Annotated in this window: 13 protein-coding genes; 7 read left to right on the top strand and 6 right to left on the bottom strand. The window is 60.5% G+C overall.

All coding sequences use genetic code 11. The annotated features are described in order from the left end of the window. The first annotated feature begins 21 nt into the window (after positions 1–21). The 3 genes from J5M72_RS06000 (at position 22) to J5M72_RS05990 (ending at position 6632) form a co-directional block, all read left to right on the top strand. On the top strand, positions 22–1338 hold the full coding sequence (locus J5M72_RS06000; RefSeq protein ID WP_207864631.1) for a bifunctional DedA family/phosphatase PAP2 family protein: 1317 nt from the start codon (positions 22–24) through the stop codon (positions 1336–1338). Between the two features lie 139 nt (positions 1339–1477). Further along, complete coding sequence (locus J5M72_RS05995) at positions 1478–4921, top strand: calcium-binding protein (RefSeq protein ID WP_207864629.1); 3444 nt, start codon at positions 1478–1480, stop codon at positions 4919–4921. Between the two features lie 247 nt (positions 4922–5168). Then, a complete protein-coding gene (locus J5M72_RS05990) occupies positions 5169–6632 on the top strand; it encodes a hypothetical protein (RefSeq protein ID WP_243433226.1) in 1464 nt (487 codons plus the stop codon). Between the two features lie 11 nt (positions 6633–6643). Here J5M72_RS05990 and J5M72_RS05985 read toward each other — a convergent pair whose 3' ends face one another. The 3 genes from J5M72_RS05985 to J5M72_RS05975 are packed head-to-tail and all read right to left on the bottom strand — an operon-like array spanning position 6644 to position 8323. Then, on the bottom strand, positions 6644–7234 hold the full coding sequence (locus J5M72_RS05985) for an LON peptidase substrate-binding domain-containing protein (RefSeq protein WP_169432074.1): 591 nt from the start codon (positions 7232–7234) through the stop codon (positions 6644–6646). Positions 7235–7244: 10 nt separating this feature from the next. Then, positions 7245–7961 (bottom strand): LrgB family protein, encoded by a 717-nt coding sequence (locus tag J5M72_RS05980; protein WP_169432075.1) that lies wholly within the window; start codon positions 7959–7961, stop codon positions 7245–7247. After that, complete coding sequence (locus tag J5M72_RS05975) at positions 7961–8323, bottom strand: CidA/LrgA family protein (protein ID WP_169432076.1); 363 nt, start codon at positions 8321–8323, stop codon at positions 7961–7963. Before J5M72_RS05975 ends, J5M72_RS05980 begins: the two co-directional genes overlap by 1 nt. Positions 8324–8516: 193 nt before the next feature. On the opposite strand from J5M72_RS05975, the gene J5M72_RS05970 reads away from it, so the two are divergent. From J5M72_RS05970 to J5M72_RS05955, 4 genes are all read left to right on the top strand, one after another. After that, positions 8517–8972, top strand: a complete 456-nt coding sequence (locus tag J5M72_RS05970; RefSeq protein ID WP_007909575.1) for a MaoC family dehydratase — start codon at positions 8517–8519, stop codon at positions 8970–8972. 110 nt (positions 8973–9082) lie between these two features. Next, a complete protein-coding gene (locus tag J5M72_RS05965) occupies positions 9083–10810 on the top strand; it encodes a C13 family peptidase (RefSeq protein ID WP_169432077.1) in 1728 nt (575 codons plus the stop codon). A 27-nt stretch (positions 10811–10837) separates the two neighbouring features. Next, positions 10838–11479 carry an oxidoreductase gene (locus J5M72_RS05960; protein WP_169432078.1) on the top strand — a complete coding sequence of 214 codons (642 nt, stop codon included), beginning with the start codon at positions 10838–10840 and terminating at the stop codon, positions 11477–11479. 238 nt (positions 11480–11717) lie between these two features. After that, entirely contained in the window at positions 11718–14318 is a 2601-nt protein-coding gene (locus J5M72_RS05955) for a hypothetical protein (protein WP_207864625.1), read from the top strand. A gap of 43 nt (positions 14319–14361) precedes the next feature. On the opposite strand, the gene J5M72_RS05950 is transcribed toward J5M72_RS05955, so the two are convergent. From J5M72_RS05950 to mpl, 3 genes are read right to left on the bottom strand one after another with little or no spacing between them, the layout of a single operon-like run. After that, on the bottom strand, positions 14362–14646 hold the full coding sequence (locus tag J5M72_RS05950; protein ID WP_169432080.1) for a YceK/YidQ family lipoprotein: 285 nt from the start codon (positions 14644–14646) through the stop codon (positions 14362–14364). Next, positions 14639–15286, bottom strand: coding sequence for a flavin prenyltransferase UbiX (gene ubiX, locus J5M72_RS05945; protein ID WP_207864623.1), 648 nt, complete (start codon positions 15284–15286; stop codon positions 14639–14641). Before ubiX ends, J5M72_RS05950 begins: the two co-directional genes overlap by 8 nt. Further along, complete coding sequence (gene mpl, locus J5M72_RS05940; RefSeq protein WP_007958628.1) at positions 15283–16632, bottom strand: UDP-N-acetylmuramate:L-alanyl-gamma-D-glutamyl-meso-diaminopimelate ligase; 1350 nt, start codon at positions 16630–16632, stop codon at positions 15283–15285. Before mpl ends, ubiX begins: the two co-directional genes overlap by 4 nt. Positions 16633–16693 lie beyond the last annotated feature (61 nt).

Below are 16693 nucleotides of genomic sequence, written 5' to 3'. Positions count from 1 at the left end.
CAATGAAATGGAGTGCTTTGTATGGGCCCATGGCTCGATAGCGTGACCGGATGGCTGGCCGCCAACCCGCAGTGGCTGGCCGCTGCGGTATTCATCGTGGCCTTAGTCGAGTGCCTGGCGATTGCGGGGATCATCGTTCCCGGCACAGTGCTGCTGTTCGCCGTGGCGGCACTTGCCGGCAGCGGTGCGTTGTCACTGAGCGAGACCCTGTTGCTGGGCTTTCTCGGCGGGATTCTTGGCGACCTGGTTTCGTATTTCCTCGGACGCCACTTCCATCAGAACATCCGGCGCCTGCCGGGCCTGCGTCATCACCCGGAGTGGATGGCCGGCGCGGAGACCTATTTCCAGCGCTACGGTATTGCCAGTCTGCTGGTCGGGCGTTTCATCGGTCCGCTAAGGCCGATGCTGCCAATGGTCGCCGGGATGTGCGACATGCCCTTCCCGCGCTTCGCTGCCGTCAGCCTGCTGGCGGCGGCAGGCTGGAGCATTGCCTACCTGCTGCCGGGCTGGGCCACCGGGGCGGCGATTCGTCTGCCGTTGCCGGAAGGCTTCTGGCTGCAGGCAGGAATCGTCGCCGGCAGCATCGCGGTGATGGTCGGCCTGAGCGCCAACAGCAGCCTGCGCCGCCATCGCCGGGCGACGGTCTGGATCAGCAGCATGAGCCTGTTGATCCTGATCGCGCTGTTCATCGGTTATCCGTATCTGACAGCACTCGATCAAGGCGTCATGGCCCTTGTGCAGGAACACCGCAGTGCGGCGCTCGACGAAGTTGCGGTGGTTTTCACCCTGATCGGCGAATTCCGCAACATGCTGGTGTTCAGCATTCTGCTGACCGGCCTGTTGCTGCTGTGCCGCCAGTGGCGTCAGGCGATCTTCGCCGGCAGTACCTTGCTCGTCACCGCACTGGCCAACACCGGAACCAAACTGTTTTTCGCCCGGGTACGCCCGGAAGTGCTGACCGACCCGATCACCAGTTACAGCATGCCCAGCGGCCACGCGTCCGGGTCGTTCGCGCTGTTTTTGACACTGGCGGTGCTGGCCGGACGCGGGCAACCGCCAAGACTGCGCCTGACCTGGCTGTTGATCGGCTGCATTCCGGCGCTGGCGATTGCTCTGTCACGGGTGTATCTGGGGGCTCACTGGCCGACGGATGTCCTGGCTGGTGCCATGCTCGCCGCCTGCGTCTGCGCAGCGAGCCTGTGGCTGACTCAGCGCCGCTCCCCGCTTGAAGCGATGCCGCAAAAGGTCTGGTGGCTGGTGCTGCCTGCGCTGGTCGCCCTGTTCGGTTTTTTTGTATTGCGGCATTTGCCACACACCTTGTTGCGATATGCCTACTGAGCCCGCGCTCAATGCTCATCGGTGCATCCGGCGCCGGTGAGCGTCATCAAACATTTGGCAAAGCAAATGCTCATGAACAAGTCCGTGTCCCATGCCACATTCCGGCAGCAGCACCACAAACGGACTTGTGAAAAGAACCATGACTTTGACGAATCAATTGAACCCTGTTTCACGGACTGACCGACCGCCAGCTCCGATCAAAATATCCGACCTGAACATCCAATCGGAGCCCCCCCTTCAGGCCTCGGGCCAAAAGCCCGGGCTTGCGGATATCGACACCCTGTTCGGCCCTCTGCGCATTGGAGAGTTCAGCGTCAGTCGGCAGACGCTTCAGGCCTTGGGTGGCCGAATCCACGGGCAAGCCCTCTCGGCGAGCAGCACCTACTTTTCCGAACCTGACCAAGCGTTCATCGATGCACTGGAATTCGATACGACTCAGATCGAACAGCGCATGAGATCCGTTCCCTCACCGGAAAACGCTCAGATCCCGCCCCTGCTGTACGAAATCGTCACCCAGCGCTCTCCCGATGCCCCACCACTCATGCGTGAGATGCCCACCGGTGAGTTCGCTGACGCCATGAACAAGATCAACCACCTGCTGAACGCCACCCAACGCCTGGACATTCGTCGGGACCCGTTGCCCGAACACTTGCCGGACTGGGTCGACAAAACCAAAAGCCGCGGGATGGCCAGCATGGGCGTCGGGCTGCAGGCGTACGGACTCTACAGCGCTTACATCGGCGCCATCGACGCGTTGAAGAAAGGTGACACGACTGAAGCGCTGATCAACCTTGGCGGAGGTCTCTCGGAAATCACTTCACTGGGGGTCGAATACGCCCTGAGCAAGACCGGCGAGCAAATGATCCGCCAGGGATCCATGGCCTTCGAACAATTCGGCAAGACCTCCATGGGCAAGTGGCTGTGTCGTGGAGCCGGGTTGATCGCCAGCGTGCTGACACTGCCCTTCGATATCTATACCGCCATCAAATCCTTCACCGATGCGGCCAAGGCCCAGGGCAAGGAAGCGCAGGACCTGTATGTCACCGGCGGGCTGAGCGTGTTCAGTGGCGCGCTGTCCCTGGCCCTTGGCTGCGCAGCACTGGCGGGATTCCAGGCGGCAGGCCCGGTGGGTATCGCCGCCGCCGCAATCATGATTGTCGGATCAAAAATCTATGGTGCGGTGCGGGCGGTCGACGACATTGACGACTACATCGAACTGACCGTGAACGAACGCTGGCGTGCCGGCTGGTTTGCGTTCACCGGACAGCGTCAGGACAAGGCGCTCATGGATCGCTACCTGATCGCCAAGACCACCGACGACTACGCCAAAGCCCTGAAGACGCGCAGCCTTCGATGGCTGGACAACGAATTCAGGGAAACCGTCGACGTCATTGTCAACGGTCGATTCGAGGTGACGCTGCAACCCACCCGTCTCTATCGTTACCAATGGGACGAAGACAAGGGCGAAACGCCCTACACCATCGAAAACCTGCCCATCATCAAAGACACAGACGACTCGAATGACGCGCGTGACGGTTTACCGGATTCGGATTCCGTCGTCTCCATAACGAAAAGTGACCCTGCCAAAGGGGTTTTCTGGAGTCTGGGCGGTGGCCATGACACGGTGCAGGGTGTTAAGGAAAAGCCGAATTTCTTCAGCTACACCACAGGCCGCAAAACCCTGAGCGGTGGCGACAAGAACGACTCTTTTGTGTTTCAGTCGGCGTCAGAAGCACTCTCGTACGACCCGATCAAGGCCAGCGAACTGTCGGGTGGAGAGGGAATCGATCTATTGTGGCTTCAAGGCACGCACAAGCACCTCGACCATATTCCCGACCCACCCCGCCACCTCGGTTATGACATTGATCTGAAACGCGGAAGGCTGGCGTTGCGCCCCGCGAGCCCGGGACTTGAACCGGTACTGCATTCGACGCTCAAGTCCATCGAAAAGGTCGAGACACTTGCCGGCGCAACCAATCGGGTCATCGGCTCCGATCAGGCGGACATCATTGCAGCCAATGGTAACGATCACGTCGAGGCCGGTGCCGGGGATGATCAGATATCCGTACGTGGTCTGAATGCCACAGTCGATGGCGGTCCCGGCAGTGATATCTATTATCTGGACCCGATGTGCCACAGGATCTCCATCACCGAGGACGGTCTGGAGCCGAGCACGGTCTATCTGGGCGTATCGCTTGAAGCCATCCAGCGCTGGTTCGTCCGGGAGAACGCGCTGGTGATCGAGTCACTTCGAGACGATGATCCTGGGTCGCCCAGGCGTGAACTGATACTGGAGAACGCTTACCGGACCATGGATGGCAAACGCATCCTGCACCACGAAAAATGGGTGTTCATTACCCAGGACGGTTTCCAGTTGCAGCCGGATTGGCCCACCGAGATTCTGCAGTCCGGCGATCTGCCCGTCAGCGTCACCATCCGAACGTCAGGTGTACCCAAGGCGTCTCCGGTGCAGATCAACGATCATCCGCACGTACTGTCGGCTCAAGCACACTCTCACTATTTCGTTTCCCGCCAGATCCGTCGCGCCGCCCTGTTCGCCCCGAAGGACAGCCTCCCTTCGCACAGCACCGTGTACGTCGATTTCGACAGTGAGGAAATTGTCAGGGTCAGCGCCACTTATGTCGTGAGCATCACGGAAATGGAGGCGTTCACATTCCTCGATTACGACAATGTCCATTTCACCCTGACGTTCGCTCGGGGAGCCCGGCTCTCGCTGCATGGAAACGTGATCGGGAACCGGACCCGAAAGAGCGACATGGGCGCCGGCAACATGGCCGCCGGCTGGGCGATGAATCATCCCTTGACCCTGGTGATGCGCGATGGCGTCTCCTACCACCTGGACTTCCCCCGCAATAACTATCTGGAAGATGCAAAGAATCCGGGTTACCGGCTCATTGAAAGCCGAGCCTCACTGCGCGAGCGAGCGGGCCGATACCTGTTCGTCAGCCCCTTTGTCAGCAAGCGCGCCTTGAAGAATACCCCGCAACGGGTCGACTTTCTGGCCACCGAGCACAACGCGACCTATTGGCTGGAAGGAAGATCGGCAAGCTATGAGCTTTTCCCCGCCAGCAATCTCTCCATCCGCCTGTCCACCGCCGAAGCTGACGTCAGACTCTCCGGTTCATCCACCTGGCTCATTCACACGCATCTCCTGCCGGAAAAAATCACCCTGCGCGACCTGAGCATCAAGAACGACCTGATCAAAATCGGCAGCGTTCACATTCACCTGCCGGACAGTAACGATCCACTATTGCCCCTGGAAACCGTCGAGGTAGCGATCTCGTCCGGGAACCGTTACCGGATCAATAACCTGTTCGAGGTGATTGGTCTCTGCGTGGCGGATGCTCGGGCGTACTCGACAATCGATGCGCTTGTTCAGGACGCGAGGGACCACCAGCATCGCGACGAACTTGAAAACACTGATTTGCAGGTTCTGAACCTGCGCTTGCGCGATGCCACTTCCGGCAGGATTTTCTACAACGTTGCCACCGACACCTGGAGACTCGAAAGCGAGCCGTCCCGTGTGATATCGGCCGAACACCTGTCCATCGTCAAGGAATGACACCATGCGCCCCAAACCACCCTCAATGCCAACCCCGTCCAGGATCGACACGTCCGCCGACCCGTCGATTCAACCTCACCGGCTGCAGCCACAGGGGCAGATACCACCGTCACATGATTCACTTTCCGATCCGGTCATATCAGTCAATCGCCCCCCGGGGCATCAACTGCCATCCACCGCTATCACCACCCCTTCCAGAGTCGAGTTCTCGGACTTGCCTGAGCGGTCCCGGGAATCGGCAACCCTGTTGAGCCGCTATCTGTTGAGCCCCGGCTTGCTGCGCAACATGCAACCGGCCAATGAAGAGGGCTTGCGTTATGTCGTCGGACGCAAGTTCGTCGATGTCAAAGACAGCGGCACCGTGCATGTGGAGTTCGACCCGAACCTGGGCACGTATCGGGCCATGGATCTGTACCGAAAGCTTGCGCCGGGACCTGCGCTCTACAGAAACGCCGGCGAATCAACCTGGAGCCCTGCTCGACAGAGCGATACAGCCCATCCGCTCAAACGACCGAGTGCGGATAACCGTGCCGCAGAGTCGGCGGTGCCGACAAGACAGCCGCGAATCACGTTGGTGCCAGCCCAGTTGAAAGCAGCCACGTCCGAACTGCTGGGTACGCATTTCGCAAGGCTGTACCCGCAGATGACTCACGGTGAGCGGGTCATGCAATTGCGTTCATACAACCTTTCTCCGCTCCAGCACGTTCGACTGCGCGACGATCTGATCGCCCATCCGTCAGAGCTCCCGGAATGGGTCGTGCAGCACAAGACACGATCCCTGAACACTGACGACCCTGGACGCTACGACGCGCTCCATCAGGAAATAGAACCCCTGCTCCTTCCCCTGAGAAACGGCAAGCTGCTGCTCAGTCGTCTGGGCGATTATGGTGATTTCAGCGAGAGCGTCAGCCGCGAATTTCTCGACGGATTCATTGCGAAGCTGGGGTACCTGCGCAACGACAGCGACTGCCTGTACCGGACGGACATTCCGGCCCTGTTCCGGGCTGATGAACGGACACCGTTCGAGTTCTACAACGATGACCGGATGTTGCCGCGATTGAAGCATCCTCGTGGAGCAACCACCGAGAAACCGGTCAGCGCAACCGTCAGCCTGAAACTGGTTCATGCATATGCCGGCAAAGGCATCGATTCGCCCGATCCGGTATACCTGCTCTACAACAACCAGAAAAACAAGTACCCCGGACGCAAGCCCGGCGATCCCGACAATGAGTCAGGGGAATCTGACAATGACTGGTCCGAAGCGTCGGACGTAGAGCTCGACCCCGAACGCAATTACGAAACCGTCCGGCACGATCAAAAGATCATATTCGCCTACATCATCGACACACGAAAAATGGAAGTCGTTCTAAGAGAGGAGAATCACCTGCTCAATGCCGCGGCCAGGGACAAGGGTGCGTGGTTCCCGGAGGATGAGCTTGAGGCGCTGATTTCAGCATCGAAACGGGGCATCGATTCGAATCGCCTCTGGCTGCTCGACTCGACCCTGACTCGCGCCGCAAAAGTCGAAGACATTGCTTATGAGGCCGGATATCAGTCACGAATGGACATGGAAGAGCGAACCCATCGAGGCGCCTACAATCGATACGAATATGATGCTCTGATCGACAAGGCAGCCCAGGCCGGCAAACCGATACTGACACTGGGCAAGGACAAGGAGTGGTTCGCCAACGACATCATCTGGCCGCAATAGCGATTTCGACTCTAGGCAAACAACTCGCCCTGCAACTCGTCGAGCAGCGCCTGGATCGCATCCAGTCGCTGCTGCGGGTCATCGAGTTGCAGCAAGTCGATCTTGTCTTCCTCGGCAAACGGCAGCAGATACGCCAGCTGATTGGCCAGCGACTGCTGCCCTGCCGCTTCGGTGCCCATGTTCAGCGCCTCAACCATCGGATGCTCGGCCAGAGCCTTGAGCAACGCCACCAGATCGGCGTCCTCATCCTGCAAGGGTTGCTCAGGCTCTTCGTCCAGCCACTCGACCTCGGCGACGATCAGTTGATCGCGCTGCACTTCGGTGCGCTGCACGATGAACCGGCGTCCGCCCTGCACCCGAATGCCCAGCAGTCCGTTGTCCTGCTGCTGGAAGTCAGTGATCCGCGCTTCGCAACCGACCATGGCGAAACCTTCGGGGGCAGCGCCGACTTCATGGCCTTCGAGAATGCACACCACGCCGAAACCACCGCCCTGTTTCATGCAGCGGCCGATCATGTCCAGGTAGCGCGCCTCGAAGATCTGCAAATCCAGGTTGCAGCCGGGAAACAGCACCGTGTTCAGCGGAAAAAGCGGCAGACTCATAGACATTTCCTTACACCACCATCGACACCGCCAACGGCAGGAACACCGCCGTGGCCACGCCCATCAGACTCATTGCCAGTGCCGCGAAGGCGCCGCACTCGTCACTTTCCTGCAACGCCACCGACGTGCCGACCGCATGCGCCGTCATGCCCAGCGCCATGCCACGCGCCTCGGGACTGTGCACACCGAGGCGGGTCAACAACGCCGGGCCGAAGATCGCGCCGATCACCCCGGTGATCAACACGAACACTGCGGCCAATGCCGCGACACCGCCAATCTGCTCAGCCACCAGCATCGCGATGGGTGAGGTCACCGATTTGGGTGCCATGGTCATCAGGATCATATGATCGGCACCAAACCACCAGCCCAGCGCCACACCCATGCCCGTGGCGACCACCCCGCCTATCACCAGCGTAGTAAAAATCGGCCAGAACAATTGGCGGATGCGCCGCAGATTCAGATACAGCGGCACCGCCAGCGCGACGGTTGCCGGGCCCAGCAGAACGCTGAGGATCTCCGTGCTTTTGCGATACTCGACGTAAGTCAGGCCGCAACCGACCAACACGCCGATCACCAGCAGCATCGACACCAGCACCGGTTGCAGAAAGATCCAGCGGGTTTTCTCGAACGCCGCCAGTACCAGTTGGTAAGCCCCCAAGGTGATACCGATGCCGAACAGCGGGTGATGAATCACCGAAGCCCAGGCGCCTTGCCAGTCAAACAGCATCAGGATTCCTCCGAATGCGGTGCGTGGCGCTTGACCAGGCGCTGCATCAACACCCCGGCGAAAGCCATGGACAGAATCAGCGACACCACCAGCGCACCGACGATCGCCCAGAAATCCGCGGCAATCGCCGTGGCATAGACCATCACGCCCACCGCCGGCGGCACCAGCAGCAACGGCAGGTAACGCAGCAGACTGCCGGCCGCAAGATTCAGCGGCTCGCCGACTTCACCGCGCACGATCAGGAATGCCAGCAACAGCAAAAGGCCGATGATCGGCCCCGGCAGCACCGGCAACAGCAAATGATTGAGGGCCGTGCCGAGCAATTGAAACAGCACCAGCCACGTCAGGCCGCGTAGCAACATCCGTCATCTCCGTCTTACTTTCCAACCCGCAAGTCGTCGGCATTATAAGCACGCCTGCGCTATGGATCGGCATTCGCCAAAAGCATGGTCGGTTGACCTGAGCAAATCGCCATGATGATCTACAGTGGTTCGCAGGGCGGTCAAATCCCCCACCTGAAAAACTATAAAACCGATGAACCCAAGGAGAGTCTCAATGCCCTATGTTCCAGTTGCAGAGCTCAAAGATTATGTCGGCAAGGAACTCGGACGTTCCGAATGGCTCACCATCGATCAGGAGCGCATCAACCTGTTCGCCGAAGCCACCGGGGATTATCAGTTCATCCATGTCGACCCGGTCAAAGCCGCGCAAACGCCATTTGGCAGCACCATTGCACACGGTTTCCTGTCGTTGTCGCTGATCCCCAAACTGATGGAAGACATCCTGATCCTGCCGCAAGGCGTGAAGATGGTGGTCAACTACGGTCTGGACAGCGTGCGTTTCATCCAGCCGGTCAAGGTCAACTCCAAAGTCCGGCTCAAGGTCGACCTCGGCGAAGTGACCGAAAAGAAACCCGGCCAGTGGCTGCTCAAGGCCACCGCCACCCTGGAGATCGAAGGCTCGGACAAACCGGCCTACATCGCCGAACCGCTGTCGCTCTGCTTCGTCTGAGTGCCGGGATGCGAAGCCGCTCACGCGGTTTCGCATCCACTCCTCCCTGCCGGCTGTATAAGGTCACATAGCTGCGGCATACTCGGTCGCCTAATTGCCCGGATCCCGCTATGCGCCAACTTGCTGCTCTTGCACCGCTTGCCCTGACCCTGATGCTCACCGCTTGCGGCGACGGCGAATCGCTGTTGCCCCCGGACGCACGCCTGCCCGACGGCGGACGCTATCGCGGCGAGCTGGTCAACGGTCTGCTGCAAGGCCAGGGCCGGGTCGACTACCCCAACGGCAGCTGGTACGCCGGCACATTCGACAAGGGGCAGTGGCACGGTCAGGGCGAATGGCACGGCAGCAACGGCGAAGTCTATCGCGGCAATTTCCAGCAAGGCCTGTTCGACGGCCAGGGCACGCTGACCACCCACGGCGGCAGCTACACCGGCGGCTTCAAGCTCGGCCGGCGCGAGGGCGAAGGCACCCTGAAGGAAAACGCGATGACCTATCGCGGCGAATTCAAGGACGATCAGTATTCCGGCCTGGGTCGCCTGGAACTCGACGACGGCAGTTCCTACCAGGGTCAGTTCGCCCACGGCAAACCCAACGGTGAAGGCCAGCGCGGCGACGCCAGCGGCAATCAGTTCAGCGGCCACTTCATCAATGGCCAGCTCGAAGGCAACGGTACCTTCAACAGTGCCGACGGCGACATCTATGTCGGTGGCTTCAAGAACAATCAACTGCACGGCAAGGGCCGCTACGAGAACGCCGACGGCGACGTCTGGCTCGGCCAGTTCAAGGAAGGCGCGCTGACTGGCAAGGGCGAACTGATCGGTGCCGACGGCAGCCATTACATCGGTTATTTCAACGACTGGCGTTTCAGTGGCCAGGGCCGCTTGAATCTGTCCGACGGCAGTTTCTACATCGGCGGTTTCGACAGCGACAGCTACGCGGGACGCGGCACGCTGGTGCTGACTGACGGCACCGTGCTCAGCGGCACCTGGATCAATGGCCAGCGCGTGCGCGATGCAGACGGCAAATTGCTGCCCGACACCCTCGAACTCGGCCTGCTGGCCCAGGGCCGCCTGCTCGACGAAGCCTTGGCCAACGTGCCGGCCTCGACCCCGGCGGTAGAGTTGTACACCCTGACCCTCGGCGGCGACGGCAAGCAAAGCGTGTTCCTGCGCGAATCCGACTACGTGGCCAACATGCTCGCCAGCCGTTTCGGCGCCTTTGGCCAGATTCGCCTGGTCAACCATCGCGATCACCTGGGCGATCGACCGATGGCCACCCGCGAAAACCTGCGCCGAGCAGCACTGACCCTGGCCGAACGCACTGGCCCGGAAGACCTGGTGTTTATCTATCTGACCAGCCACGGCACCGCCGAACACGAACTGGTCCTCGATCAGCCGCGCATGGAGCTTGCCGACCTGCCCGCCGACGAACTCGCCGCCGTGCTCGCGCCGCTGAAAAACCGCGACAAGATCATCGTGATTTCCGCGTGCTATTCCGGTGGTTTCATTCCGGCGCTGAAGGACGAAAGAACGCTGATCATGACCGCCTCGCGCGCCGACCGCGTGTCATTCGGCTGCTCCGAGGAGGCCAACTTCACCTATTTCGGCGATGCCCTGTTTGCCCAGGCACTGAACCAGACCGACGACCTGGAGCAAGCCTTCAAACTGGCCAAGGCCACGGTTGCCGAGCGCGAGCTGGCGGACAACTTCGAAGCTTCTGAACCGCAGATCTGGGCACCGAAAACCGTGCTTGCGCACTGGCAGCTACTGCGCAAGCAACAGGCGAGAAAAGCGTTGCAAAGTGCTGCGTTGAACGACGGAGCGACAAACAGCAACTAAGCTGAACAGTATCAAGGGAGAGACACTATGTACTTGACGCCTCAGCATGTATTGCTTGCCGGAGCCACCGGGCTGACCGGTGAACATCTGCTCGACCGTTTGCTCAACGAGCCGACGATTACCCGTGTCCTGGCCCCTTCACGCCGGCCGCTGGCCGAACATCCGCACCTGGAAAACCCGGTCGGTGATCCACAGACGTTCCTTCCACAACTGGCCGGCCGGGTCGACATCGCCTATTGCTGCCTCGGCACCACCATCAAGCAGGCCGGCTCCGAAGAGGCGTTTCGCGCCGTGGATCTGGACATGGTCGTAGCATTCGCCAAGCGTGCCCGGGAAATGGGCGCACGACACCTGATCGTGATCAGTGCCCTGGGGGCCGATCGCCGATCCTCGATTTTCTACAACCGGGTCAAAGGCGAGATGGAATATGCATTGCGCGCGCAGGACTGGCCGCAACTGACCATTTGCCGGCCATCGCTGTTGCTTGGCGAACGCAGCGAGCCACGCCTGGGCGAACAACTGGCCGCCCCCTTCTCGAAACTGATTCCCGGCAAGTACCGCGGCATCGAAGCCTGCCAACTGGCCCGTGCCATGTGGCGCCTTGCGCTGGAAGAACAGGACGGGGTGCGGATCGTCGAGTCGGATGAGTTACGCAAACTCGGCAAGTAAGCTCCCTCACCCGGCAGTTCAACGCGGATCCGGACGGCCATTTCCAATGGAGTCCGAGGATCTCGCGTTGAACGGCCCGACAGTTGAAACGAACTGAATCGAATCAGTAACCACGTCCTATCTATTTACCTCATTCGCCTTCCCTTCCATGGATAACGTGCCTGCCGGCACGCCTGCGCCTGCTGTCATCCCCACATGAGACGGCAGCACGTCGGGCAATCATTGAAAGGATTCCCAGATGGCACCCAAAAACCCAACGCCGAAAAACACCGGCACACCCCACAACCCCGTTGATTCATCACCCCCTCCGTCAGTTCCGCGTTTTGAGATCCCGGGGCTGGTTCGCCTCGAAGGACCGGAACTCTCTCTGCCCAACCAGCAACCGGGAACCACACTGCCCGCCGTTACAAGCGACAGATTGCCCGCGATGCAGGTCAGGGACTTGGTAAACCCTGTCGCCGAGAACCCCGGAACCTCGCTCCTCGATCCCCGCTCGACCGAATCGATTCGCCAGTATGAAGTGCCACCCCAGGCAAGACCCCTTTTGCCTGCCGTGGGGCCCGAAGGGTTACGCGTCCACAAAGGGCGCATTTACGCCGAGGTGCAGTACACCTCGACCGCAACGGTCATGGTGGCCTGGGACGAGAGCATCGGAACCTACCGCCCCATCCTTCCACAGGAAGCGCACCCCTCTGGCCCTGCCCTGCACTTCGACCCCGAGAGCAATACCTGGCGGATCGGCAGGCCGCAAATTGTCAGCCGTTCGATTGAACCGACGATACATCAGCCGGTAGTCGACGCAGACGACAGCCTGGCACAGGCATTCCAGCCACAACCGGGGCGACCGCCTCAGCCGCAATCGGTCACTCCCGTCGTGTACGTCGATACCCGACATTACGTATGGGACGAAGCCACCCGCCATCACCATGGTTATGTGCTCATGCACCGAAAAATGCGGCTGGACGACTCGGTTGGCCCTCCGTTGCACCACGCGTTCAGGGACGATAGCGGCGCGTTCGTCAGTGTCGAACCCCCCGCTCACCCCATCGATCAGCCAGCCGAACTGCTGCCTGCCTGGACAGATCGCGACATCTGGGATCTCTACGGCATACAGGGTGCAGACATCGCCCGTTTTCGCGCCGAAGCAGAGCGCACCGGCAGGAAACCTCAGTGGGCCCATGTTCGCGCACGACGGATGGAAAACACCTACCTGTTTGACGAGCTACGTCGCTGGCTGGGGCCGGAGATGGACCGCAACATGTTCAACCGCCTCCTGGACCATCAGAAACGCCCCCCTGCCAAGTGGGCCGAACATCTCGAAACCGTCACTTTGCACCGCCCCGCACCACCCCCTCGAACGCCTTTACCAGAGCTGCCGACGCCCGACTCGTTGCCGCGCCTGTCGAAACCCGGCACACCAGAAAACCCGGACGCCACACCGGTTTACGGTGACAAGAGTCACTACACCTGGGATCTCGAAAAACCAGACCCTCATGGTTACGTCGAAATGCGGCGCAAACCTGGCCTGGACGACAGTCACGGCCCGCTCACTCAAGTGGCGTTCCCCGAAGGATCCGGCCTGACTGTCGTCAGGCCTGTGAAGTATTCAGCGGAACAACGGGCATTCCGACCCTACTGGCGGGACATCGATATCTGGAACCTGTACAGGATCGAAGGAGACGACCTCGTGCGCTTTCGTCGGGACGTTGCGATCTCCGGGAAACCACCCGCATGGATCAAACAACGTGAAGCGCCTTCCCGGCGCGAACAGTTGATCGAATACCTGCGGTTGTGGACACGCCCTTATTCTCAGCTCGACTCAAAGGAACAGGTCATTGCCCGCTTCCAGCCGTACAATCTGTCCACCCTGCAACTGGCGCGACTGTGCAAGGAGATATCGCCGACCGGGCAGTTCAAGAATCTGATCAACGATGAGCTGCCCATGTGGGCAATGACACATCGAGATCGCACGCGACTCGTAGCCAATCCAAAACTCTACGAGCCGTTTCTGCCGGAAATTCGTGCCGAAATGATCAGATTGAGAAATCAGGGGGCAGGCACCAGCATTCTGAAAGCCAGCCTGACGGCCCCCTTCTTTCAAGAATTGCTGGTACACAGTGGCTATAAACGCAACAAGCATAATTACCTGTACAGAACCGACATCCCCGCCGTGTTCAAAGTAGACGAGCGGATGCCCTTCGAAATTGCCCGGCCCGCCGCCATGGTTCCACAACGGTTATCGACCGTAGGCTCCACGAGCGAGACTCCCGTCAGCGCGGTGTTCAGTCTCAAGACTGCCATGGATTTCGCGAATGAGGTCGTCCGGACAGAGGATCCGCTGGCGGGTAGCGAATCGCGCCAGAACAGTCACGCCGGCCTGGCGCCCCACCCGCGACGTATCAGATTCTGCTACCTGCTCGACACTCGCAATGTGGAGGTCGTTCCGGGACAGGAAAATCGCGCCTACAATCCAATGCGGCCCAACCAGAGCCTCGCTGACGGCAAAATCCTGTTCCCGAGCATGAAAATGGAGGGGCATGTCTCGACGTCTCCGATCGGGCTCACCTCCAGACGCGTCTGGCTCGTCAACTCGACCATGACCCGCGCGGCCACCGTGGAGGATATCTATCTGCAGGCACAGTCACGCGCCACCGGATCGAATCAGAACCACACTGACGCCATCGAGGCCCGCACGCGTGCAGGAGACTTGAACCGTGACGAATATGACGCGCTGATCGATGAAGTGGCGAGCGCCGGCAAGCGCGTTATCGAGTTGCCGACGGGACAGGACATCTTCTCCGACGACATCGTCTTTCCACCCGAAACGATCACGTTGTAGGCAGTTTCAATGGCTCGATCCTGCGTGGTCGAGCCATTGATTTTCACAGCCCGCCAGTGGCCTGAAACCCTACGCCCAGCACCGTCAGCAACGACAACGGCAACAGCAGCGTATCGAGCAATGCGCTGGCCGGCAGATCCACTGCGGGATAGCTCGGCGCTTCGGCGCCGAATCGATCCATCGCGCAACAGCCACCATTCATGGCGTACAAGTCCAGTCGGGTGCCGGAATACACCACCGGCGCGCCGGGCTTGGCGGCATCGAGCGTGCGCGCCGTGGCACAGCCGGTCAGTTGCAAGATCAGCAGGATCGCCAGCAGCTTATTCATCGCTGCTCAGATGGTGTTCGCCCCAACGCGGCAGCATGTCCTGGGGAATGCCCAGCAGATTGAGAATCCGCGCCACCACGAAATCGATCAGGTCATCGATGGTCTGCGGCTGGTGATAGAAACCTGGCGAGGCCGGCAGGATGGTCACGCCCATGTTCGACAGCTTGAGCATGTGCTCCAGATGAATGCTCGAATACGGCGCTTCGCGTGGCACCAGAATCAACTGGCGACGTTCCTTCAGCGTCACGTCTGCTGCCCGTTCGATCAGGTTGTTGCAGGCGCCGGTGGCGATGGCCGACAGCGTACCCGTCGAGCACGGCACCACCACCATCGCCGCCGGTGCCCCGGATCCCGAGGCCACCGGCGACATCCAGTCTTCCTTGCCGTACACGCGGATCTGCCCGGCAGCGGCACCGGTGTATTCAGTGAGGAACGCCTGCATCAACTGCGGCTTGGCCGGCAGCGACACATCGGTCTCGGTGGCCATGACCAGTTGCGCGGCCCTGGAGATCAGGAAATGCACCTCGCGATCCTCGCGCACCAGACAATCCAGCAGGCGCAAGCCGTACTGGGCGCCGGACGCGCCGGTCATCGCCAGCGTGATGCGTTCAGGGCCATTGCTCTGCAGACGAGTGTTCATTTCAGCGCCTCGGCGAGTTTGCCGTGCAGGCCGCCGAAGCCGCCGTTGCTCATGATCACTACATGAGTGCCGGGCTGGGCCTGGCTCTTGACGCGTTCGATGATGCCTTCCAGCGAATCGCTGACGATCGACGGCACAGTGCACAACGCGGCGGTGCCTGCCAGATCCCAGCCGAGGTTGGCCGGGGCGTACCAGATCACTTGATCGGCATCGACCACGCTGTCCGGCAGGCCGTCACGGTGCGCGCCGAGCTTCATCGAGTTGGAGCGCGGTTCGATGATCGCGATCAGCGGCGCATCGCCAATGCGTTTGCGTAGACCGTCGAGGGTGGTGGCAATCGCGGTCGGGTGGTGAGCGAAATCGTCGTAGATGGTGATGCCGCGCACTTCCGCGACTTTTTCCATCCGGCGTTTGACGCTCTTGAACGCACTCAAACCGGCAATACCCATCGACGGCACAACCCCGACGTGACGCGCGGCGGCCAGAGTGGCCAAAGCGTTGGCGACGTTGTGCTGCCCCGTCAACTCCCACTCGACGACGCCTTGGGACACGCCCTCGAACATCACTTCGAACGCCGAGCCGTCGTCTTTGAGCAATTTGACCTGCCACTGACCGCCGGCACCGGTGGTTTGCACCGGGGTCCAGCAGCCCATCTCGATCACGCGCTGCAAGGCCGGCTCGGTGGTCGGGTGGATCACCAGGCCTTCGCTCGGAATGGTCCGCACCAAGTGGTGGAACTGCCGCTCGATGGCCGGCAGGTCAGGGAAGATGTCAGCGTGATCGAACTCGAGGTTATTGAGGATCGCCGTGCGCGGACGGTAATGGACGAACTTCGAACGCTTGTCGAAGAACGCGCTGTCGTATTCGTCGGCCTCGATCACGAAGAACGGCGTGCCGCCCAGACGCGCCGACACCGAGAAGTTCTGCGGAACGCCACCGATCAGGAAGCCCGGGCTCATGCCGGCATGCTCCAGTACCCAGGCGAGCATGCTGCTGGTGGTGGTCTTGCCATGAGTACCGGCAACCGCCAGCACCCAGCGACCTTGCAACACGTGATCCGCCAGCCACTGCGGGCCGGATACATACGGCAGGCCTTTGTTCAGCACATATTCCACTGCCGGGTTGCCGCGGGACATGGCATTGCCGATCACCACCAGATCCGGTGCCGGATCAAGCTGGGCCGGGTCGTACCCCTGAGTCAGCTGAATGCCCTGGGCTTCGAGCTGGGTGCTCATCGGCGGATAGACGTTGGCATCGGAGCCGGTCACGTGATGGCCCAGCTCTTTGGCCAGAACCGCCATCGAGCCCATGAAAGTCCCGCAGATACCCAGAATATGAATGTGCATAGTCGACCTCGTAAAACATGGCCGCAGGTTAGCGCAGGGAGGGGGAAATCGCACTCTTTAG

Source organism: Pseudomonas sp. 58(2021) (genome assembly GCF_017491585.1).
Classification (GTDB): domain Bacteria; phylum Pseudomonadota; class Gammaproteobacteria; order Pseudomonadales; family Pseudomonadaceae; genus Aquipseudomonas; species Aquipseudomonas fluorescens_BT.
The sequence above is the reverse complement of the archived record's forward strand: the minus strand, read 5'-3'. Positions and strand labels throughout refer to the sequence as shown.

Coding starts and splice junctions, on each gene's coding strand:
- J5M72_RS06000 (WP_207864631.1), top strand. CDS start 22: ATGGGCCCATGGCTCGATAGCGTGACCGGATGGCTGGCCGCCAACCCG.
- J5M72_RS05995 (WP_207864629.1), top strand. CDS start 1,478: ATGACTTTGACGAATCAATTGAACCCTGTTTCACGGACTGACCGACCG.
- J5M72_RS05985 (WP_169432074.1), bottom strand. CDS start 7,234: ATGAGTCTGCCGCTTTTTCCGCTGAACACGGTGCTGTTTCCCGGCTGC.
- J5M72_RS05980 (WP_169432075.1), bottom strand. CDS start 7,961: ATGCTGTTTGACTGGCAAGGCGCCTGGGCTTCGGTGATTCATCACCCG.
- J5M72_RS05975 (WP_169432076.1), bottom strand. CDS start 8,323: ATGTTGCTACGCGGCCTGACGTGGCTGGTGCTGTTTCAATTGCTCGGC.
- J5M72_RS05970 (WP_007909575.1), top strand. CDS start 8,517: ATGCCCTATGTTCCAGTTGCAGAGCTCAAAGATTATGTCGGCAAGGAA.
- J5M72_RS05965 (WP_169432077.1), top strand. CDS start 9,083: ATGCGCCAACTTGCTGCTCTTGCACCGCTTGCCCTGACCCTGATGCTC.
- J5M72_RS05960 (WP_169432078.1), top strand. CDS start 10,838: ATGTACTTGACGCCTCAGCATGTATTGCTTGCCGGAGCCACCGGGCTG.
- J5M72_RS05955 (WP_207864625.1), top strand. CDS start 11,718: ATGGCACCCAAAAACCCAACGCCGAAAAACACCGGCACACCCCACAAC.
- J5M72_RS05950 (WP_169432080.1), bottom strand. CDS start 14,646: ATGAATAAGCTGCTGGCGATCCTGCTGATCTTGCAACTGACCGGCTGT.
- ubiX (WP_207864623.1), bottom strand. CDS start 15,286: ATGAACACTCGTCTGCAGAGCAATGGCCCTGAACGCATCACGCTGGCG.
- mpl (WP_007958628.1), bottom strand. CDS start 16,632: ATGCACATTCATATTCTGGGTATCTGCGGGACTTTCATGGGCTCGATG.